12 protein-coding genes and 1 other RNA gene are annotated in these 23330 nt (G+C 32.6%); 8 read left to right on the top strand and 5 right to left on the bottom strand.

Features of this window, described 5'->3' with window-relative positions; genetic code table 11:
- Position 1: 1 nt before the first annotated feature.
- From IM744_RS19085 to IM744_RS19075, 3 genes are all read left to right on the top strand, one after another.
- A complete protein-coding gene (locus IM744_RS19085; RefSeq protein ID WP_194509782.1) occupies positions 2 to 805 on the top strand; it encodes a DUF3822 family protein in 804 nt (267 codons plus the stop codon).
- Positions 805 to 1338: an RsmD family RNA methyltransferase gene (locus IM744_RS19080; RefSeq protein ID WP_194509781.1), complete on the top strand. Its 534-nt coding sequence runs from the start codon at positions 805 to 807 to the stop codon at positions 1336 to 1338. The genes IM744_RS19085 and IM744_RS19080 overlap by 1 nt, the downstream gene beginning before the upstream one ends.
- A gap of 228 nt (positions 1339 to 1566) precedes the next feature.
- Complete coding sequence (locus IM744_RS19075) at positions 1567 to 2100, top strand: nuclear transport factor 2-like protein (RefSeq protein WP_206694524.1); 534 nt, start codon at positions 1567 to 1569, stop codon at positions 2098 to 2100.
- A 51-nt stretch (positions 2101 to 2151) separates the two neighbouring features.
- Here IM744_RS19075 and rnpB read toward each other — a convergent pair.
- Positions 2152 to 2465: RNase P RNA component class A (gene rnpB, locus IM744_RS19070), an RNA gene on the bottom strand.
- 134 nt (positions 2466 to 2599) lie between these two features.
- Between rnpB and dnaX the strand changes: the two genes are divergently transcribed.
- Genes dnaX through IM744_RS19050 form a run of 4 tightly spaced genes read left to right on the top strand, consistent with a single transcriptional unit; the run spans position 2600 to position 6637 of the window.
- Positions 2600 to 4327, top strand: a complete 1728-nt coding sequence (gene dnaX, locus IM744_RS19065; RefSeq protein ID WP_194509780.1) for a DNA polymerase III subunit gamma/tau — start codon at positions 2600 to 2602, stop codon at positions 4325 to 4327.
- A gap of 10 nt (positions 4328 to 4337) precedes the next feature.
- Complete coding sequence (locus IM744_RS19060; protein WP_194509779.1) at positions 4338 to 4901, top strand: hypothetical protein; 564 nt, start codon at positions 4338 to 4340, stop codon at positions 4899 to 4901.
- A 2-nt stretch (positions 4902 to 4903) separates the two neighbouring features.
- A complete protein-coding gene (gene miaE / locus IM744_RS19055; RefSeq protein WP_194509778.1) occupies positions 4904 to 5485 on the top strand; it encodes a tRNA-(ms[2]io[6]A)-hydroxylase in 582 nt (193 codons plus the stop codon).
- A 33-nt stretch (positions 5486 to 5518) separates the two neighbouring features.
- Positions 5519 to 6637 (top strand): T9SS type A sorting domain-containing protein, encoded by a 1119-nt coding sequence (locus IM744_RS19050; RefSeq protein ID WP_194509777.1) that lies wholly within the window; start codon positions 5519 to 5521, stop codon positions 6635 to 6637.
- 79 nt (positions 6638 to 6716) lie between these two features.
- Here the strand turns inward: IM744_RS19050 and IM744_RS19045 are convergent, their stop codons facing one another.
- The 4 genes from IM744_RS19045 to IM744_RS19030 form a co-directional block, all read right to left on the bottom strand.
- The gene (locus IM744_RS19045) at positions 6717 to 7247 is read right to left on the bottom strand and encodes a porin family protein (RefSeq protein ID WP_194509776.1); all 531 of its coding nucleotides are present in this window, start codon (positions 7245 to 7247) and stop codon (positions 6717 to 6719) included.
- 161 nt (positions 7248 to 7408) lie between these two features.
- Positions 7409 to 8314 carry a Ppx/GppA phosphatase family protein gene (locus tag IM744_RS19040; RefSeq protein WP_194509775.1) on the bottom strand — a complete coding sequence of 302 codons (906 nt, stop codon included), beginning with the start codon at positions 8312 to 8314 and terminating at the stop codon, positions 7409 to 7411.
- Between the two features lies 1 nt (position 8315).
- Positions 8316 to 10367, bottom strand: a complete 2052-nt coding sequence (gene ppk1, locus IM744_RS19035; protein ID WP_194509774.1) for a polyphosphate kinase 1 — start codon at positions 10365 to 10367, stop codon at positions 8316 to 8318.
- Positions 10367 to 10852 carry a SixA phosphatase family protein gene (locus tag IM744_RS19030; RefSeq protein ID WP_194509773.1) on the bottom strand — a complete coding sequence of 162 codons (486 nt, stop codon included), beginning with the start codon at positions 10850 to 10852 and terminating at the stop codon, positions 10367 to 10369. The genes ppk1 and IM744_RS19030 overlap by 1 nt, the downstream gene beginning before the upstream one ends.
- Positions 10853 to 11192: 340 nt before the next feature.
- On the opposite strand from IM744_RS19030, the gene IM744_RS19025 reads away from it, so the two are divergent.
- Positions 11193 to 23330, top strand: a 12138-nt coding sequence (locus tag IM744_RS19025) for a beta strand repeat-containing protein (protein ID WP_194509772.1), incomplete at its 3' end; no start/stop codon positions are given.

Here is a 23330-nt window from a genome sequence, read left to right as displayed (position 1 = left end):
ATTGAAACAAAATAGTATCAAAGCTTTGTCCATTCAAATTCGTTTGAGTGGACTTTCTTTTTGCGTTTTAAATCGCACTAGCAATACTATTGAATTCATTAAACATTTACATTTAGACAAAAAAGCAACACCTTTTGAATTACTAAATGAGTTAAAAAGTGCTATTGAGTCTAACTTAGAACTTCAACAAACTTTTAATTCTGTTATGTGTTTGTATCAAAATGAATTGTCTTGCCTTGTACCTAATGATTTATTTGATGAAAATAATATGGCAGATTATTTAAAATTCAATGCAAAGATTTTAAAAACAGATTATATAAGTTACGATACCTTATCAACCAATGATAGTGCAAATGTATATGTACCTTTAATCAATATCAATAATTATATCTTTGAAACTTTTGGAAGCTTTGATTACAAGCACTCCTCTACTGTTTTGATTGAGACATTATTACAAATAACACCTAGTAATACAGGTACAACATTATATATTAATGTTAATGGCGCTACTTTTGAAATTATAGCTATTAAAAATAAAGTACTCCATTTTTATAATACATTTGAATACTCTTCTAAAGAAGATTTTATTTATTATATTTTGTTCACTTTAGAACAATTAAAACTTGATCCAGAAACTATTAAAATAGTATTACTTGGTGGTATAAATAAAAATGATGAGCTTTTTGAAATTATCTACAAATACATAAGATTTGTTGAGTTTTTAAAACCAAATTATAATTACACCATTGAAAACAATTTAGATTATAACCATAGTGATTTCACTTTATTAAACAGCTTTAGTTAATGCGTATCGTATCAGGCAAATATAAAGGTCGTAGAATATCTGCACCAAAAAAATTACCAGTAAGACCAACTACAGACATGGCTAAAGAGTCTCTGTTTAATATTCTTAACAATCAGTATTACTTTGATGACATATCAGTATTAGATTTATTTTCTGGTACAGGTAATATAAGTTATGAATTTGCATCTCGTGGTACAGAACAAATTACTGCTGTAGACAGTCATCATGGTTGTATCAAATTCATCAATGAAACTGCAGAGAGTTTTGAAATGGCGATTACAACCATTAAAAGTGATGTATTTAAATTTTTAGAAAGATCGCAACAACAACATACTATTATCTTTGCAGATCCTCCTTACGATTTTCCTACGGAAGAATTTGCTAAAATTCCACAATTAATATTTGAGAATAAATTATTAGAAACCGACGGAATATTGATCGTAGAACACTCTAAACACACAGATTTATCTCACTTAGACCACTATACACACTCTAGAAGTTATGGTGGTAACATGTTTAGTTTTTTCGAGTAAATCTACCTGATTTTAATTTTCAGTACATCTCCTCTATTTAAAATAAATAAGAGCACGTTTATTTGTAGTATAAATCTTAATTAAAATTTATACCTAAATTTATATAACTTCAACTCTGAGTTTTACTCAAAATTACACCTATAAACAAGCTTCCTTCTAGTTCCTACTTTTGATATGTGTTAATAAAGGCTATTAAACAACAATTATATTAACCAAAATCAAACAATTATGAGAACATTAAAAAAATCATTAGTATTAGTATTTACACTTTTATTAGGGTTGACTCTAAACGCACAAAGTAGTGACAGTGATGTTTTAGTTACCTTAGAATTTGATAATGCAAAAACTGCTATCGCACTTTTACAAAATTATACTGCTGCATTACAAAAAGGTGATGTCGCTACAATGAATGCACAACTTCACGAAAAGGCTATGATTCATGGACTTAATGGAGCTTTAGACTCTTTAAATGTTACACAACATAAAGACTATTTTAAACAAAGCACAGATCAATTCACCCACTCTATTAGTTCAGACCTGTATTTACCTGTAAAAGTTGAAAACAATTGGAATGAAGGCGAATGGATTTTATCTTGGGGAACTAATACTATAACAGATAAAAAAACTAAAAAACAAATAATAGTTCCTTATCACACTGCCTCTTTAGTTGAAGGTGGAAAAATTGTATTTATACGTTATTATTACGATATACTAAATGTTGCTACATCTCAAGGTTTCATACTAACATCTCCTAAAAAATAAACACATTTTACATTTAAACAAAAACCCTTTACAAAATGTAAAGGGTTTTTTTGAGTAAGTAAATCTATAAGCCGGATCCTGTATCAAAACATAAAGTCTTGACCCTTATCATTTATCTACGTTTACTGTTACCAGCAAACTTTAGCTGTCTACCCTCTAGCATCGCGCGTGTACGCTCAAGCACTAGTTTACATGACATTGCACCACATAGAGTTTACCTGGTTTCACTACAGCATGACCTGTACATACTTTCTGTTGCACTTTTCCTCACCTTACGATGGATGGCTGTTAGCCACTATGATTGCACTACGGTGTCCGGACTTTCCTCAGAGACATGATATCTCTGCGATAAGGCGATTTACTTGCTGGCAAAAATACAATTAATTGTTAATAACTCGTTTTAAATCTTAGCTTCATAATTACTATTTTTATACTGAATGTTTAACTTTGTTATTCGTTCAAAAAACATCAAGAAGATGTTAAAAAAAGTAAAGTAAATTTGGAACACTTCGTAGTATCAGCTCGTAAATATAGACCCGAAACATTCAAGGATGTTGTTGGGCAACAAGCTATTACTAATACTTTATTAAATGCTATTGAAAACAATCATTTAGCGCAAGCCCTTTTGTTTACTGGTCCTCGTGGTGTTGGTAAAACAACATGTGCTCGTATTTTAGCAAAAATGATTAACAGTGATGGTAACGAAAAAGAGGATGAAGACTTCGCTTTTAACATTTTTGAACTCGATGCAGCATCAAACAACTCTGTTGATGATATTAGAAGTTTAACAGACCAAGTTCGTATTCCGCCACAAGTTGGTAAATACAAAGTGTATATCATTGATGAGGTGCACATGCTCTCACAAGCAGCTTTTAATGCATTTCTTAAAACATTAGAAGAACCACCAAAGCATTGTATTTTCATTTTAGCAACTACAGAGAAACATAAAATCATCCCAACCATTTTATCGCGTTGCCAGATTTTTGATTTCAAACGTATTACAGTAAAAGATGCTAAAGATTATTTAAAATATATCGCAAAAGAACAAGGCATCAATGCAGAAGATGACGCACTTCATATTATTGCTCAAAAAGCAGATGGAGCCATGCGTGACGCGCTTTCTATCTTTGATCGTGTGGTTAGTTTCTCCGGAAAAGAGCTTACTAGACAAGCTGTTACCGAAAATTTAAATGTTCTCGATTACGAAACTTATTTTACAAGTACAGATTATATTTTAGAGAATAAAATCCCTGAATTGCTTGTTCAATTTAATGCTACGCTATCAAAAGGATTTGATGGTCATCATTATATTGCAGGACTTGCATCACATTTTAGAGATTTGATGGTTTGCCAAAATGAAAAAACTATTGAGCTTCTTGAAGTTGGAGAAGACACCAAAGCCAAATATCTTAAACAGTCCAAAAAATCGCCTCATAATTTTTTATTAAAAGGTATTGAACTGGCAAATGATTGCGATTTAAAATATAAAGGCAGTAAAAACCAGCGACTTCTGGTTGAACTTTGTCTCATGCAGCTTGCCTCTATCACTTTTGATGGAGAAAAAAAAAATAGCAAACATTACATAATTCCAGCATCTTACTTCAAATCAAAGGGAATTACCCCTATTCCTGTTGCAATTAATAAGAAAACATCTGTAGATGTTTCAAAAACTACAGAAGAACAGACAACTTCTAAAGAAGATAGAAAAGTTGTAAATAAGCCTGTTTTAGCCGAAGAATCGAGACCTGTTCTAGATTTAAAGAAAGATCATCGTACTTCTGGACTATCATTAAAAAGTATTAGAGCAAAAAAAGAGCATCTAATACGACAAATGGAAGTTGTCATTGATGTTGATGATTTACCTACCGAAGATTTTACTGAAGAACAATTCATTAATACATGGAATATTTATATCAAACAACTTCATAAAAAGGGTGAAAGAATTATGGCTTCCATTTTAGAAATGGATACACCAAAACTAAATGGAACAGATATACATCTCGCTTACCCAAACGAAACTTTAAAAATTGAATTAGAGAGAGCTCAATATCCTTTGATGGAATTTATAAAAAAAACGCTCAAGAATTTTAATTTAAAATTAGTAATTACTGTCAACGAAGAGATTGCTAAAAAGTATGCTTTTACAGATGAAGATAAATACGAAAAGCTCAAAGAAAAAAATCCAAATATTGAATTGCTAAGACAAATTTTTGGCTTAGGTATATAAAACATTCAACATGAAAAAAATAGTTCTTTTTATCCCTGTAATGATACTATTCGTTTTAACATCTTGCGATAGCAGAAAAAGCAAAATTGACCGTATAAACGATGCTGTTTTAGAGTTTAACAATAGAGAGAAGTTAATCGATTTAAAAGATTATTATCCTGATAGTTATACAGAAACAAAAACTGATTCTATTATTTCTAAAACGTTCAAAGTAAGTGTTAAGAATTATGCTGTAATGGATCAGGAAATATTGATAAAACAAACTGTCAAAAACTTAAATAAAACATCACAATTCCATCGCGTTTTTGAATCTGATATCGTTGTCGCTGTAGAAGACAAGATTATTTATAGTAGGCACATTTCCGCAGAAAAATTTAGAGATTTTGAAGCTTCAGATTTTTGGAATAATGCCACATTAGAACACGTTTGGGTAAACCAAGAAGCATCAAATACTGAAAAATTATCATTGGGTATTTCTATCATTAACCCAAAAAATAAAGCTTATAAGTTATACGAAATCCTTATTGATAAGTCAGGAAACGAACGTTTAACTTTAATTGAAGACCATAGTTAATTATGTTAGGATTAAAACTACCAACAGATCCACGTTGGGTTAATATCGTTGAAAAAAATATTGAAGAGATTCTTACAGATCACGCATACTGTGAGCAAAAAGCAACCAGTACTGCAATTTCGTTGATTGTAAGTTTCCCTGAATATACAGAGTTGGTGACAGAGATGACTGCTCTTGTAAAAGAAGAAATAAGTCATTTTAAAATGGTACATGATAGAATCATTGCCAATGGCTGGGTTTTAGGTCGTGATCGTAAAGATGATTATGTGATTCAACTCATTAAATTTTTCCCAAAAGGAGGAAGTAGAACCACTCAACTCGTACATAGATTACTATATGCTGCTCTTATTGAAGCGAGAAGCTGTGAGCGCTTTAGATTACTCTCTGAAGAACTAAAAGATAAAGAACTCGCAGAGTTTTATAGAAAATTGATGATGAGTGAAGCCAATCATTATACCATGTTTTTAGGGTTTGCCAGGCAATATGGAGATCGAGAAATTGTTGATAAGAAATGGCAACAACTACTTGATTACGAAGCAGAAATCATGAAAAATTTAAGCAAAAGTGAGACGATACATGGTTAATTTTAGTATTTTAGTATAAAAATCTAATTGCTCATGAAACAGTTCTACTTACTCCTTATTTTATTGTTTTCTTTTAATTTAATATCTGCCCAGAATGAAATATCTGGTGATTGGTATCTCTTTAATTACAATTATAATGGTACTACTTACTATAATACTGACTTTGGAGAAAATAATCCTATTATAACTTTCTCTAACACACAAGGATCAAATGGATTAGATTTTTCTGGAATGGTATGCAACACACATGTAGGAAGTTATGCTATTAATGAAGTTGATAATACAATTTCTATAATCGAAATGGCAGCCACATTAGAAGGATGCTATTATAATAATACAGAAGATTTTGAATACGATTATTTTCATGAAATACTTTGGGATGGCTCAGGTAATCCAACTAATTTAAGCTACAATATTACAGGCTCTGTAAATAATCAAGTATTACAACTTACAAACATTGAAAATTCAAACTATGCAATTTATGGTTGGATTCCACAACCTCCAGAAATAATTGGTAATTGGTTTTTAAGTTCTATGGAAATAGATTCAAATATTATCAATAATATAGAAAACACTTTGCCTACAATACAGTTTGAAGAAACACTTGGTTTTTTAGGATTGAATTATACTGGCAATGCAGCTTGCAATGAAATTAGTGGAGAATATTTTTTTAATCCGCAATTAACATTCAATTTACATTTTGCTTCCATTACATTAGCCGAATGTGATACACAAGAAGAAGTGTCATTTGAAAACACTTACTTCTACGATTTACTAAATGCTAGTGATTCAACAGAATTTGATTATGAAATTACTGGGACAGGTGATGACGCTTCTTTAGTTATTACTAACCTTACAAATGGAAATAAGGGATTCTACGGAAGACAAGCCTTATCAATAGATGAAAACCAATTTAATTCTTCAAAAATATCATTAGATAGAAACCCTGTATCAAACAGTCTTGAGGTATCAACTAGTCAAAATTTAATTGGTTCTAACTATGAAATATTTTCTATTACAGGAAAACGTGTGATAGTTAGTAAACTGAACTCTAATTCAATTAATGTAAATCAATTACATTCTGGATTGTACTTTTTAAAAGTGTCTACAGACGAGAATGTGTTTGAAACGGTTAAATTTATCAAGGATTAATATTTCTGAAGAGAAAAAAGAACATAAAAAAAGCTTCAGTATAACACTGAAGCTTTTCTAATTTTATATTGTTTAGTAATTAGATTCTTATACCGAATCCAAATTGAAACGTCGTGTTTTGTGCTTCAACATCTGTTAAGTCTTTATCCAAAATATTGCTTAGACCATAGTGAACGCGAGCATCAACGAATAACTCATCTGTAATCATGTACTCTAATCCTCCAACTCCAGAAAAAGTGAATGTTGCAAAACCGTCACGTTCTTCCCATGTTTTTAAACTTGCCATTGGCCCTATTCCAACAGTAAACTTATCGCCTAATCCAAAACGAGCCATGATTGGCAATTGGATATAGTCTGCTCTTAATTCATCTGCTTTTCCACCTTCAGCAGAATATTGAATTTCTGCTTGAATAGAAAAGTTATCTGAAACACCATAATCTACGAATCCTCCAAAGGCAAATCCGTTTCTGTGTTGGTTATTAAATGTAGGATCTGGATCAAAATCTAGATTTGAGACATTTAATCCGCCTCTAACACCATAACTTACTTCTTGTGAAAAAGATAACGTTGTAACCGTAATAAATAATAGGGTAAGTAATAATGATTTCATTTGCATAAATATTTTAATTAGGTTTCTCTTTTTGATGAGAATAAATTCAAAATTATGCTAGCTTTTAGCAAAGATTTGAGAGTGCTAATATATGATGAAATTTAAAAATAAAAAATAATTATCGCTTTTCTGGGTTTAAAAGATGATGAACAGCAAATTATCTATAAATCGATGCTTGATACAGTTTTAAAGTAAATACTTTTTATAATCCCATCTGACAAACCAATTTTAGGAACATAAATATCTTTTGCACCACTCCATTTCATAGCAGATAGATAGATTCTCGTTGCAGGAATAATTACATCTGCACGATCTTGGTTAAGCTCAAGCTCAGTAATACGCTCTTCGTAAGAATAAGTTTGGAGTTTATTATAATAAGACGTCAGATAAAAGTAGGTTAAAGGTTTACCTATTGCTTTTCCTGAAATCTTAAATATTTTATTTATGTTACCACCAGATCCTATTAAATCAAGAACGTCATATCCTTTCGTGTTTGCTTTTATCCAAGTTTCTAGTTCTAACCAAGTATCTTTTTTGACAATGTCATTAAGTAATCTTACTGTACCTATTTTAAATGATTTTGATGCCACAGTATTACCCAAATGAATAACAGAAAACTCGGTACTACCACCTCCTACATCTACATATAAATAAGTTTTATCTTCTTTTATGTAAGAGTGCAAATCTGTAGCTGCAATAATAGCAGCCTCTTCCTCACCTCCAATAATATCGATATCTATTTTAGCTTTTTTTGAAATGAGTTTTGATAATTCTACACCATTATTTGCTTCTCGCATGGCTGAAGTTGCACAAGCTTTATAGGTAATAACCTTATGTGATTTCATTAATAATTTAAACGCAGTCATTGTATCTAACATACGTTTCATATTTTCTTCGGAAATTTCTCCTGTCAAAAACACATCTGCTCCAAGTCTAATTGGAACACGCACTAAAGAGGTTTTCTTAAACTTTACTGGTTGCCCTTTTTGCTCAATAATACTTGAGATTAAAAGCCTAACAGCATTAGATCCAATATCTATAGCTGCGTATTTTTTGATAGTTAACATACTATGAGTTCAATTTTTCTTTAAAATAATCATAGAGCGCAAATTGAGCTCTAACTTTATCCTTACTATTTTTACGATACTTATTTTTTTGAGTACTGTCAATAATTCTCGCTTTTACGTTATCACTCCAGCAAATATCAAAAACATCTAATAGTTCTTGTTTTATGTCTTCTTGATAAATTGGACAACTTACTTCTACTCTATTTTCAATATTACGAGTCATCCAGTCTGCAGAAGAAATATAAACCTTTGTATCATTATCATTACAGAATACATATAGTCTCGTATGTTCTAAAAATTTATCTATAATACTAATAACTTCAATATTTTCACTCATTCCTACAACACCAGGAACTAAACAACAAATACCTCTTACAATCATTTGAATTTTAACACCAGCTCTACTTGCTTCATATAGTTTGTCTATCATTTTATAACTGGAGATGCTATTTAATTTAAGTTTAATAAAAGCTGGTTTACCACTCTTAACATTCTCAATTTCTTTATCAATTAGCGCAAATATCTTTGATTTAGTATAATGAGGTGATGTAATGATGTGCTTATATCTATAAATACGATAGTTGGTTTCAAAAAAGTTAAATACTTTATTAATGTCTTTTAGCACTTTTTGATCTGCTGTAAACAAGGTAAAATCGGTATATACTTTTGCTGTAGATTCGTTAAAATTTCCAGTACTTATAAATCCGTAACGTTTTATAGAATTACTTTCTTCACGTTCAATAACACATATTTTACTATGAACCTTTAATCCTGGAACACCAAATAATAAATTTACACCCTCATCTTGCATCTGCTCAGCGTAATCAATATTAGCTTGTTCATCAAAACGAGCTCTTAATTCTATAACGACAGTTACTTTTTTTCCGTTTTTTGCTGCATTAATTAATGAACTCGCAATATGGGAAATCTGAGCAAGTCTATAAATAGTTATTTTAATAGATTTCACTTGTGGATCAAGAGCTGCTTCACGTAGAAACTTTACAACATAAGAGAATGTTTGATAAGGTGTATTAAGTAAATAATCCTTTTTTGCAATAGAACTAAAAATACTGTTTTGAATACTTAGCCCTTTTATTTGAAGCGGTATTATTTTCTTGTAGAGCAGATCTGTTCTTCCCAGACTAGGAAAATCCATATAATCTCTCCTATTGTGATATCGACCACCAGGAATAACACTATCTTTAGTTTCAATGCCCATTTTAGCCATGAGATAAGATAATGTTTCTGGATCAATTGTTTTATCATATACAAACCGAACAGGATCACCTATTTGTCGGTCTTTTACACTATCAGATAATTTTTCAATAAAACTCTTACTCAAATCACTATCAAAATCTAACTCACCATCTCTTGTAATTTTAATCATATTAGCAGTAATACTATTATAATTAAAAATATTGAATATATCATCCAGACAATACCTCAGCAAATCATCTAAAATCATGATGTAACTCTTACCTTCAATAGAAGGGAGTACAATAAAACGATCCATAGATTTAGGGATTTCAATAAGAGCATATTGTTTCTGCTTATTGGTAAGTTCCATCTTTACCGCCAAATAAGCAGAAATATCTTTCAACACAGGAAGCTCTAACGAATCATTTAATATAATAGTAACTAACGCTGGACTAACATGTTGAATAAAATAGTTTTTAATGAAGTCATGGTGCTCTTTATTGATTTTTGTTTCATTAACAATATATACACCTTCATTCTCTAATTTTTTACCAATATTAGCTAATATGTCTAAACTAGTACTTTGCTGTTTAATAACTATTTGAGTAATGATTTCTAGAAGTTCTGAAGCTTTAATTCCTAACTCGCTTTTACCACCTTTTCCTGCTTCATCAATTCGCTTAACAGTTGCGTAACGTACTTTAAAAAATTCATCCAAATTATTAGAAAAAATACCTAAAAATCGAAAACGTTCAATTAAAGGCACACTCTCATCTGCTGCTTCTTGTAATACTCTATCATTAAATTGAAGCCAGCTTAACTCTCTGTTAATATAGCTGTTTTTATCTTTTGTCATTATTTTAAATCTCTTGGGAAAATTGTAAATCTAGTACTTCCTTTATTGATATCTATCCATGAATTTACATCAAAATCTATGACTACTAAACCACTGGTTGGTAGATTATCTATAAACGTATTGCCAAATATATTGCAAATAGATGTGAATGCATGATTATGTCCAAAAATCATTACATTTTGATAATGTGTATCTAATGTTTTTAAAAAATTAATAACTTGCTCACCTCCAAAATCGTACAAATCATCTTGTATTACCAATTTATCATTAGATATATTTAAATTATTAATGAATATTTTACACGTAGATAAAGCTCTATTCGCAGGACTAGAAAAGGCTTTATCTATCACTAAACCTCTGTTTACAAAAGCCATAGAGACCAAATCTGCGTCAGTATTCCCTCTCTTTTTTAGAGGTCTATCTTTATCATCAACATTAAATTCCCAAGATGATTTTGCATGCCTAACTAGTATAAGTGTTTTCATGTTTATTCGATTAAATGCATTTTTTATCGATAAAATGTTGCATAATTCCGTTTTAACGAGTATTTTCGTCTCTTTAACATTTAAATTTGTCAAAAGTATTAATAATCAGTTCTTTTGTCAAATTAATTTATTTTGTAAAACCAAATCAAAAATATATTAATAAATCCATTCTAGTGGTGTTATAGGCCACTGTTCTTCCCTCAAAATATATTATAATTTCTATTAAGCACAATAAGCTTAAAAGCAACTTTATAAATATATAAACAGTTTATTTAATATCGCTTTGCGAAAAATATAGTTTGTTAATCATTTTTATTACAAACACATTACAACTAAAATTATGAAAAATAACCTTACTTCATTTTTTTTCAAATTATTAACAATTTGTATTGTTTCATTATTATTTATAAATAATGGATTTGCACAAGAACAATATGATAAAGAATCTGATTATTGGCCTAAGACAGGTAAATTATCTGGGAAAGAATTGAAAGATTACATGGAGGTACTAAAAAAACGTGCCAACATATATAATGAGAAAAAATCATTTTCAAGTTATAATCAAAGATCTTCTGAAACTAATCCTGTAGGGACATGTAATGTGATTACTTGTGGTTCTTTTAATGCGCTTGATATAACACCTAATAACAATGGGTTACCATCAGAATTTCAGACAGCTGTTGATGGAAGTACTTATTCCGCTGATGTCATATACGACTGCTGGAATGATGAAGGTACCGTAGATTATTCAGAAGGACAATATATTTCATATTCAAATATAAACGCAAACATTGATACACCTGCAATTATATCGCCTTCTCCAGATGGAGGAGGATTTTCTATTTTTTCATATAAATTTGAAGGTATTGAGCAAGATTTAACAGTGCTTCCAAATGCAACTTATCGTGTGTGTTTTGAAATTGCTGTTATTCCTCGTTATAGTAATAGTGATGGTAGTTTCGTTGAGTTTAGTCCAGACCTAAATTTCGGTATAGGTTCTGGAGGAACCCAAATTGTTGACCCATTAACTTATAATGAAGACTATTTGACTGTCCATCCTTTAATAGATTTTCCAAACAGTTTATCAACCGCAACAACTGGACCTTTTCAAAACCCAGGTGGCTGGACAGATATTGATCCTTATTGGGAAACAATTTGTATAACTTTTCAGTCTGATAATTCAGGTACAGTAAATGTCTTTTATCAAACTCAAACCCCTGGAAAGTCTGTAGTATTAGTTGATGGATTAAGGCTAAGTCTTGAAGGATATGCTGTGCCACCTACCATGGCAGAAGAAAACATAGATACAGATAATAATGCTATAGATGTTTTTTGTGATGCATTCTCAGTTGATTTAAATGATTATATAACATCAACAGGACCAGCTGGTTCTACATTAACTTGGAGTACAGATCCAGATCCTTTAAATACAGCAGGACATATAAGTAACACAGTTGTAAATACACCTGGTACCTATTACGTGTTTTATTACAATCCTGTAGACTTGTGTGCATCACCAGCAGGTTTTATAGATTTAATGATTTCTGATTTAGCAGCTTCTGTTAATTCAAAATCAAATGTTGACTGTGTTGAAGATTCAAATGGTTCAGTAATAATTTCTGCTACAAATGGAAATCCACCTTATAATTATGTTATAGATGGTGGTTCATCTCAAACTTCAAATACTTTTAATAGTTTAAACACTGGCGCTCATTTGGTTGAGGTAACAGATTCAAATAATTGTTCAGTAAGCGTTAATTTCGATATTATTGCGAGTGATACTGACACGCCTACAGCTTCCAATCTAGATCCTATAAGTGTTCAATGTATAGATGATGTACCTGGATACAATATAGAAGATGTTGATGATGAAGCAGATAACACAACTTCAAATCCAGTTGTTGCTTTTGTTTCGGATGTGTCAAATAACTTATCTTGTCCTGAAACAATCACAAGAACATATAGTGTTACTGATGATTGTGGTAATTCAATTAACGTTACTCAAATAATTACTATTAATGATACTATACCTCCATCTTTAAACATACCTACTGAAATTACTATAGAATGCACGAATCCTATTGATCCTTCTACGACTGGTACTGCAACTGGAAGTGATACTTGTAGTAATGTAATAATCTCTTATAATGATACTTCAATTTTTGAATGTGGAAACACTGAAACGATTAAACGTACCTGGACTGCTACTGATGAATGTGGTAACTCAACATCAGCTGACCAAACTATAATTATTGAAGACACAACAGCTCCAACTTTAATTATACCTACTGATGTTACTGTAGAATGTGCAAATCCTATCGACCCTTCTGCGACTGGTACTGCTACTGGAAATGATACTTGTGGCAATGTAACAATCTCTTTTATCGATTATTTAGTTACTGATTGTGGTAATACTGAAACAATTAAACGTACTTGGACTGCTACTGATGATTGTGGTAATGCAATATCAGATAATCAAATTATAATTTTAGAGGACACTACTCCTCCTACTTTAAATATACCAGTAGATGCTATTATAGATTGTACAAATTCTATTGATCCTACTGTAACTGGTAATGCAACTGGAAGCGATAGTTGTGGTAGTATAACTATCTCTTATAGTGACACTTCAGTTGCTGGATGTGGAAACACAGAAACAATTACACGTACTTGGATTGCAACTGATGATTGTGATAACACTACATCACTAGATCAAATCATAACTGTAGAAGATAATACAACTCCTATTTTAAATATACCTGGTGATATAATTATAGAATGTACAAATCCTACTGATCCTTCTGCAACTGGTACCGCTACAGGAAGTGACACTTGTGGTAATATAATAATATCTTATAATGATACGTCGGTTGCTGATTGTGGTAATACAGAAACAATAACAAGAACTTGGACTGCTATTGATGATTGTGGTAACACGACATCATTAGATCAAATCATAACTGTAGAAGATACAACACCTCCTACAATAGATACGCCTGCTTCTCAAATAATGATTGAATGTGGTGTAACACCTGATGGAACATTACAAGCTTGGTTAGATAATAATGGTGGTGCTGTTGCCTCAGATACCTGTGGAAATGTAACATGGTCAAATAATTATAACGCTGGTATTTCAGATTGTTCTTCATTAATAACAGTTGTATTTACTGCTACTGATGATTGTGGAAATAGTTCTTCAACAACTGCAACATATGCTATTCAAGATACGACACCTCCAGTGATAACAATTCCTGCCTCTGATCAAACAATTGAGTGTGATATTGATGGTGATACAACTCGAGATATTCAAATCTGGTTGGCTACACATGGTGGTGCGACTGCTACTGATGATTGTTCTACAATTATTTGGTCTAATAATTTTATATCTCTTTCTGATGATTGTGGTGAAACAGGATCTGCTACAGTGATTTTCACAGCCACAGATGGTTGTGGAAACTCAACATCTACAACTGCTACTTTTAGTAGTATAGATTCTACTAATCCTGTCGCTCCTAGTGCTCCGGATGATTTAAATTTACAATGTATTGATGAAGTTCCTAATCCTAGTCAATTAACTGCTAGTGATAATTGCATGAGTAATATAACTGCAACAGGAGTTGATAATATTGATAATTCTAATCCATGTAATATAACTATTGTAAGAACATGGACGTTTATTGATGATTGTGGAAATTCATCATCAGTGTCTCAAAACATTATAGTGGCTGATACGACAGCTCCTACATTTACTGCGCCTGAGGACTTAACTATAGAATGTAATCAAGATCCTAATAACTTAACAATTATTGGTGATGTCACTGATGAAAATGATAACTGCTCTACTGGTTTAGAAGCCACATTCTCTGATAATGTTACTCCTGGTGCTTGTGCTAATGGATCTATTATTACACGTACTTGGACTCTAACTGATGATTGTGGAAACACTACATCATTAGACCAAATCATAATTATAGAAGATAAAACAGCGCCTGCTTTAAATATACCTGCTGATATTACTGTAGAATGTACAAATCCTACAGACCCTTCTGCTACTGGAACTGCTACTGGAAGTGACAATTGTAGTAATGTAACAATTTCTTATAATGATACGTCGGTTGCTGATTGTGGCAATACAGAAACAATTACAAGAACTTGGACTGCTACTGATGATTGTGGTAACACGACATCATTAGATCAAATCATAACTGTAGAAGATACAACACCTCCTACAATAGATACGCCTGCTTCTCAAATAATGATTGAATGTGGTGTAACACCTGATGGAACATTACAAGCTTGGTTAGATAATAATGGTGGTGCTGTTGCCTCAGACACCTGTGGAAATATAACATGGTCAAATAATTATAACGCTGGTATTTCAGATTGTTCTATATCAATAAGTGTAATATTTACAGCTACTGATGATTGTGGTAATACTTCTACAACAAGTGCAACATATGCTATACAAGATACGACACCTCCAGTAATAACAAATGCTGCCTCTGATCAAACAATTGAATGTAATACTGATAATAATGCAACTCAAAGTATTCAAACCTGGCTAAATACAAATGGTGGAGCTACTGCTACTGATGATTGTTCTTCAATTATTTGGACTAATAATTTCACCTCACTTTCTGGTGGTTGTGGTGAAACAGGATCTGCTACAGTGATTTTCACAGCCACAGATGGTTGTGGAAACTCAACATCTACAACAGCTACATTTAATAATAGTGATTCCACTAACCCTGTCGCTCCTAGCGCTCCTAATGATTTAACTTTCCAATGTATTGATGAAGTTCCTAATCCTGGTCAATTGACTGCTAGTGATAATTGCATGGATAATATAACTGTTATGGGAGTTGATAATATTGATAATTCTAATCTATGTAATATTATTATTACAAGAACATGGACATTTATTGATGATTGTGGAAATTCATCATCAGTGTTACAAAACATTATAGTAGTTGATACTATTGCTCCGACATTTACTGTGCCTGCGGATTTAAATATCGAATGTGATGTCGATGCTAATAGTCTTACAATCACTGGTGATGTTACAGACGAAAATGACAACTGCTCTTCTGGGCTTGAAGCGACCTACTCTGATAGTGTTGCTAATGGTAGCTGTGTCAACTCTGAAACAATTACACGTACTTGGTCTCTGACTGATGATTGTAATAATACAACAACATTTGTACAAACCATTAACGTTGTCGATACAACAGCACCTACTTTAATTATACCTAGTGATGTTACTATAGAATGTACAAATTCTACAGACCCTTCTGCTACTGGTACTGCTACTGGAAGTGATTCTTGTGGTAACGTAACAATCTCTTATAATGATACGTCGGTTGCTGATTGTGGTAATACAAAAACAATAACAAGAACTTGGACTGCTACTGATGATTGTGGTAACACGATATCATTAGATCAAATCATAACTGTAGAAGATACAACACCTCCTACAATAGATACGCCTGCTTCTCAAATAATGATTGAATGTGGTGTAACACCTGATGGAACATTACAAGCTTGGTTAAATAATAATGGTGATGCTGTTGCCTCAGATACCTGTGGAAATGTAACATGGTCAAATAATTATAACGCTGGTATTTCAGATTGTTCTACATCAATAACAGTTGTATTTACTGCTACTGATGATTGTGGAAATAGTTCTTCAACAAGTGCAACATATGCTATTCAAGATACGACACCTCCATTAATAACAATTGCTGCTTCTGACCAAACAATTGAATGTAATATTGATAATAATGTAACTCAAAATATTCAAACCTGGTTAGATATAAATGGTGGTGCTACTGCTACTGATGATTGTTCTGCAATTATTTGGTCTAATAATTTTATATCACTTTCTGATGATTGTGGTGAAACAGGATCTGCTACGGTGATTTTTACAGCCACTGATGGTTGTGGAAACTCAACATCTACAACTGCTATTTTTAGTCGTATAGATTCCACTAATCCTGTCGCTCCTAGTGCTCCTGATGATTTAACTTTCCAATGTATTGATGAAGTTCCTAATCCTGGTCAATTAACTGCTAGTGACAATTGCATGAGTAATATAACTGTTACAGGAGTTGATAATATTGATAATTCTAATCTATGTAATATAATTATTACAAGAACATGGACGTTTATTGATGATTGTGGAAATTCATCATCAGTGTCTCAAAACATTATAGTGGCTGATACGACAGCTCCTTTATTTACTGCGCCTGATGACTTAACTATAGAATGCAATCAAGATCCTAATAACTTAACAATTATTGGTGATGTCACTGATGAAAATGATAACTGTTCTACTAGTTTAGAAGCCACATTCTCTGATAATATTACTCCTGGTGCTTGTGCTAATGGATCTATCATTACACGTACTTGGACTCTAACTGATGATTGTGGTAACACTACATCATTAGATCAAATTATTACTGTAGAAGATAAAACAGCGCCTGTAATAGATCTATCAGCAACAAATATTGTTGTAGAATGTGATAGTTCAGGTAACAATACTGAAATTCAAGATTGGTTAGACACAAATGGAGGAGCCTTAGCTTCTGATAGTTGTAGTAATATAATTAATTGGACTAATAATTATAATGGTGCTGCTTTTGATTGCTCAACTCCTGTTAGTGTAATTTTTACAGCAACTGATGCCTGTGGAAATTCTACTTCTACAACAGCTACTTACGCAATTGAAGATACAACACCTCCTGTAGTTTCTAATGCAACTAATTTTACTATTCAATGTAATCTTTCAGATAATGACATTGATTTACAAAATTGGTTAAATTCTAATGGAGGTGCAACTGCTACTGATGATTGTTCATCTGTAACCTGGTCTAATAACTTTACTTCACTTTCTAATGATTGTGGTGAAACTGGTTCAGCTATTGTAATATTTACTGCTACTGATGGCTGCGGAAATAGTTCTTCAACAACTGCAACATATGCTATTCAAGATACTATACCTCCAGTAATAACAATTCCTGCCTCTGACCAAACAACTGAATGTGATATTGATGGTGGCGTAACTGAAGATATTCTAACCTGGCTGGCTACATATGGTGGTGCAATTGCTACTGACGATTGTTCTGAAATTATTTGGTCTAATAATTTTATATCACTTTCTGATGATTGTGGTGAAACAGGATCTGCTACAGTGATTTTTACAGCCACAGATGGTTGTGGAAACTCAACATCTACATCTGCTACTTTTAATAGTATTGATTCCACTAATCCTGTTGCTCCTAGTGCTCCGGATGATTTAACTTTCCAATGTATTGATGATGTACCTAATCCTGGTCAATTGACTGCTAGTGATAATTGCATGGATAATATAACTGTTACGGGAGTTGATAATATTGATAATTCTAATCTATGTAATATTATTATTACAAGAACATGGACGTTTATTGATGATTGTGGAAATTCATCATCAGTGTCACAAAACATTATAATAGCTGATACTACTGCTCCTATATTTACTGCACCTGATGACTTAACTATAGAATGTAATCAAAATCTTAATGACTTAACAATTATTGGTGATGTCACTGATGAAAATGATAACTGTTCTACTGGTTTAGAAGCCACATTCTCTGATAATGTTACTTCTGGTGTTTGTGCTAATGAGTCTATTATTTCAAGAACTTGGACTCTAACTGATGATTGCGGTAACACTACATCATTAGATCAAATCATTACTATAGAAGATAATACAACTCCTACTTTAAATATACCTGCTGATATTACCGTAGAATGTACAACTCCTACTGAGCCTTCTGTAACTGGTATTGCTACAGGAATTGACACTTGTGGTAACGTAACAATCTCTTATAATGATACGTCGGTTGCTGATTGTGGCAATACAGAAACAATAACAAGAACTTGGACTGCTACTGATGATTGTGGTAACACAATTTCAGAAACACAAACTATTTCTATCACAGATACCATCGCTCCAATTATAGGAATAGAAGCTAGTGATATAACTGTTGAGTGCGATGGAAATGGATACATAGATGATTTATATACATGGCTAGACAATAATGGTGGAGCAAACGCTTCAGATTCCTGTGGTGAAATATATTGGTTCGCAAGTTGTGGCTCTAATGAAATAATTGCTATTGCTGATTTAAATCCACAAAATATCTCTTGCGAATTATCAGATGGTTGTGGTCAAACAGGTTCTATTACTGTTACGTTTTATGCTTACGATGCATGTAATAATGTCTCACAAACTACTGCAACATTTGCAGTTGTAGATACAACACCTCCAAACTTAGATAACTGCTCTGTTACAGATGAGGCTATTGAGTGTTCTGGAGATAATAATGAACAATTAGCTATCGATTGGAATGCAGCTAATATTTTAGCATTAGAAAATTGTGTTGCTGATACTTGTGATACAAACTTTAATGGTCAAGTCACATCCGATTTTGCTTATTCTAATTTAGTTACAACTTGTGGGCAAGGTGGAACTATCGCTGTGATTTATACTATTACAGATGATTGTGGTAACGCATCCACTTTAAATGCAATACTAACTTTAGAAGATACAGTTGCTCCAGATTTAATGGGATGTACAGTAGAGAACACAACTTTAGAATGTTCTGATACAGATAACGAAACATTAGCAGATGCTTGGAATGCTACAAACATTACAGCTCTTGAGGCTTGTGTTGTAGATTCTTGTGATACAAACTTCACTGGACAAGTTACTTCAAATTATGATTTTGATAACTTAAATACAACATGTGGTCCCTGTGGAACATTAAATGTAATCTATACGATTACTGATGATTGTGGTAACGCTACAACATTAGCTGCGACCTTAACTTTTGATGATGGTACAATTCCAGATTTATCTAGCTGTTCTGTTACAAATGAATCAATCGAATGTTCTGGTGACAATAACGAACAATTAGCAAACGATTGGAATACTGCTAATATTTCAGCATTAGAAAACTGTGCTGATGATCTTGGTGTAACTATTACTTCGAATTATGATTATACAAACTTGACATCTACTTGTGGTTTAGGTGGAACAATCACAGTGGTTTATACAATTACTGATGATTGTGGTAACGCAACTACTTTATCTGCAACACTAACATTAGAAGACACAACACCTCCAAACTTAGATAATTGTTCTGTTACAGATGAAGCTATTGAGTGTTCTGGTGATGATAACGAACAATTAGCTATCGATTGGAATACTGCAAATATTACTGCATTAGAATCTTGTGGTGCTGACTCTTGTGATACAGACTCTAACGGTCAAGTCTCTTCAGACTTTGAGTACTCTAATTTAGTATCTACATGTGGTATAAGTGGAACAATTGCAGTAATATATACGATTACTGATGATTGTGGTAACACTTCAACTCTTAATGCTACACTTACTCTAGAAGATACAACACCTCCAAACTTAGACAACTGTTCTGTTACAGATGAGGCTATCGAGTGTTCGGGAGATAATAACGAACAATTAGCTATCGATTGGAATACCGCTAATATTTCAGCATTAGAAAATTGTGTTGCTGATACTTGTGATACAAACTTTAATGGTCAAGTCACTTCAGATTTTGCTTATTCTAATTTAGTTACAACTTGTGGACAAGGCGGAACTATCGCTGTGATTTACACGATAACAGATGATTGTGGGAATGCATCTACTTTAAATGCAACACTTACTTTAGAAGATACCGTTGCTCCAGATTTAATGGTATGTACAGTAGAGAACACAACTTTAGAATGCTCTGATACAGATAACGAAACACTAGCAGATGCTTGGAATGCTGAAAACATTGCTGCTCTTGAAGCTTGTGCTGTAGATTCTTGTGATGCAGACTTCACTGGACAAGTTACTTCAGATTACAACTTTAATAACTTAAATACAACATGTGGTCCTTGTGGAACAATAAATGTAACCTATACAATTACTGATGATTGTGGTAACGCATCTACATTAATTGCAACATTGACATTTGATGATGGTACTATTCCAGATTTATCTAACTGTTCTGTTACAGATGTTTCTATTGAGTGTTCTGGCGACGATAATGAACAATTAGCAAACGATTGGAATACTACTAATATTTCAGCATTAGAAAACTGTGCTGATGATCTTGGTGTAATTGTTACGTCTAGTTACGATTTTACTAATTTAACTTCAACTTGCGGTTTAGGTGGAACAATTACAGTGGTTTATACAATTACTGATGATTGTGGTAACGCAACTACTTTATCTGCAACACTAACATTAGAAGACACAACACCTCCAAACTTAGATAACTGTTCTGTTACTGATGAAGCTATCGAATGTTCTGGTACTGATAACGAACAATTAGCTATCAATTGGAATACTGCAAACATTACTGCATTAGAATCTTGTGGTACTGATTCTTGTGATACAGACTCTAACGGTCAAGTCACTTCAGACTTTGCATACTCTAATTTAGTATCAACGTGTGGTATTGGTGGTGAAATTACTGTAGTTTATACAATTACAGATGATTGTGGCAACGCTACAACTCTAAACGCAACATTAACTTTAGAAGATACTACACCTCCAAACTTAGATGACTGTTCTGTTACAGATGCGTCCATAGAATGTTCTGGTGATAATAATGAACAATTGGCAATCGATTGGAATGCTGCAAACATTGCTGCTCTTGAAACCTGTGGTGCTGATTCTTGTGATACAGACGTTAACGGTCAAGTGACTTCAGACTTTGCATACTCCAATTTAGTATCAACATGTGGTATTAGTGGTACAATTACTGTAGTTTATACAATTACAGATAATTGTGGTAACGCTACAACTTTAAACGCAATATTAACTTTAGAAGATACTACACCTCCAAACTTGGATAATTGTTCTGTTACTAATCAGTCTATTGAATGTTCTGGTGATGCTAATGAACAAATAGCAAACGATTGGAATGCAGCTAATATTTCAGCATTAGAAAATTGTAGTGCTGATAGTTGTGATACAGATATTGAAGGTCAAGTAACATCAGACTTTGCATATACGAACTTAGTCTCAACATGTGGTCAAGGAGGAACTATTGATGTCATCTATACAATTACTGATGATTGTGGTAACGCAACAACATTAAACGCAACCTTAACTATAGAAGACACTATTGCGCCAAACTTAACAGGATGCACAGTAGAAAATACAACATTAGAATGTTCTGACACAGATAACGAAACACTAGCAGATGCATGGAATGCTGAAAACATTGCTACTCTTGAGGCTTGTGCAGTAGATTCTTGTGATACTGATTTTTCTGGTCAAGTGACTTCAGATTATGACTTTAATAATTTAAACACAACATGTGGTCCTTGCGGAACTATTGTTGTCAATTATACAGTCACTGATGATTGTGGCAATTTTACAAAATTGGCTATTACAATTACTTTTAATGATGGTACTATTCCTGATCTTTCAAACTGTACTCTTGAAGATTATACTATGGAATGTGTGGGTGATGAGAATTCAACTCTTGCAAATGATTGGAATGGTAATAATATTGTAACATTACAAGCCTGTGCAGATGACAATACTGTAATAGTAACTTCAGATTATGACTTTACAAATTTTGTTGTGACTTGTGGACAAAGCGGTACATTGACTGTCATATATACAATTACTGATGACTGCGGAAATGCAACAACTTTAACATCTATGCTTATCATTGAAGATACTACTGCTCCAACATTTACTGTTCCTGCAGATGTTACTCTAGAATGTGATCAAGACTCAACTGATATTACTTTAACAGGTGATGTAACTGATGAAACTGACCTTTGCTCAGGAGATATCGAAGCAAATTATGTTGATACAACTGCTAATGGTGATTGTGCAAACTCATCTATAATTACAAGAACTTGGTCTTTATCTGATGACTGCGGAAATGTAACAACTCAAGTACAAATAATTACAATTCAAGATACCACTGCTCCAACATTTACTGTGCCTGCAAATGTAACTTTAGAATGTGATGCAGATTTAAGTGACTTTTCAATAACAGGCAACGTCACAGATGAAGCTGATAACTGTTCTACAGATTTAAAAGCAACATATACGGACTCTGTTGCAGATGGTGATTGTGATAATGAATCCATAATTACAAGAACTTGGTCATTAACTGATGATTGTGATAATACGACAACACTTGTTCAAACAATTACTATTCAAGATATCACTGCTCCAACATTTACTGTACCTGCAGATATAACTCTAGAATGTGATGCAGATTTAACTGATGTATCTTTAACTGGAGACGTTACTGATGAAGCTGATAACTGTTCTACAAACTTAGAAGCAACATTTACTGATGCCATTACAGATGGTGATTGTGCAAACACATCTATAATTACAAGAACTTGGTCATTAACTGATGATTGTGATAATACGACAACTTTAGTACAGACAATT

It is taken from the genome of Psychroserpens luteus (assembly GCF_015319355.1).
GTDB classification, from domain to species: domain Bacteria; phylum Bacteroidota; class Bacteroidia; order Flavobacteriales; family Flavobacteriaceae; genus Psychroserpens; species Psychroserpens luteus.
This window is presented reverse-complemented; position numbering and strand designations above follow the sequence as displayed.

Excerpts from the sequence above, each read along its gene's own strand:
- IM744_RS19080 (WP_194509781.1), top strand. The coding sequence starts at position 805 with ATGCGTATCGTATCAGGCAAATATAAAGGTCGTAGAATATCTGCACCA.
- IM744_RS19075 (WP_206694524.1), top strand. The coding sequence starts at position 1,567 with ATGAGAACATTAAAAAAATCATTAGTATTAGTATTTACACTTTTATTA.
- IM744_RS19060 (WP_194509779.1), top strand. The coding sequence starts at position 4,338 with ATGAAAAAAATAGTTCTTTTTATCCCTGTAATGATACTATTCGTTTTA.
- miaE (WP_194509778.1), top strand. The coding sequence starts at position 4,904 with ATGTTAGGATTAAAACTACCAACAGATCCACGTTGGGTTAATATCGTT.
- IM744_RS19050 (WP_194509777.1), top strand. The coding sequence starts at position 5,519 with ATGAAACAGTTCTACTTACTCCTTATTTTATTGTTTTCTTTTAATTTA.
- IM744_RS19045 (WP_194509776.1), bottom strand. The coding sequence starts at position 7,247 with ATGAAATCATTATTACTTACCCTATTATTTATTACGGTTACAACGTTA.
- IM744_RS19040 (WP_194509775.1), bottom strand. The coding sequence starts at position 8,314 with ATGTTAACTATCAAAAAATACGCAGCTATAGATATTGGATCTAATGCT.
- ppk1 (WP_194509774.1), bottom strand. The coding sequence starts at position 10,367 with ATGACAAAAGATAAAAACAGCTATATTAACAGAGAGTTAAGCTGGCTT.
- IM744_RS19030 (WP_194509773.1), bottom strand. The coding sequence starts at position 10,852 with ATGAAAACACTTATACTAGTTAGGCATGCAAAATCATCTTGGGAATTT.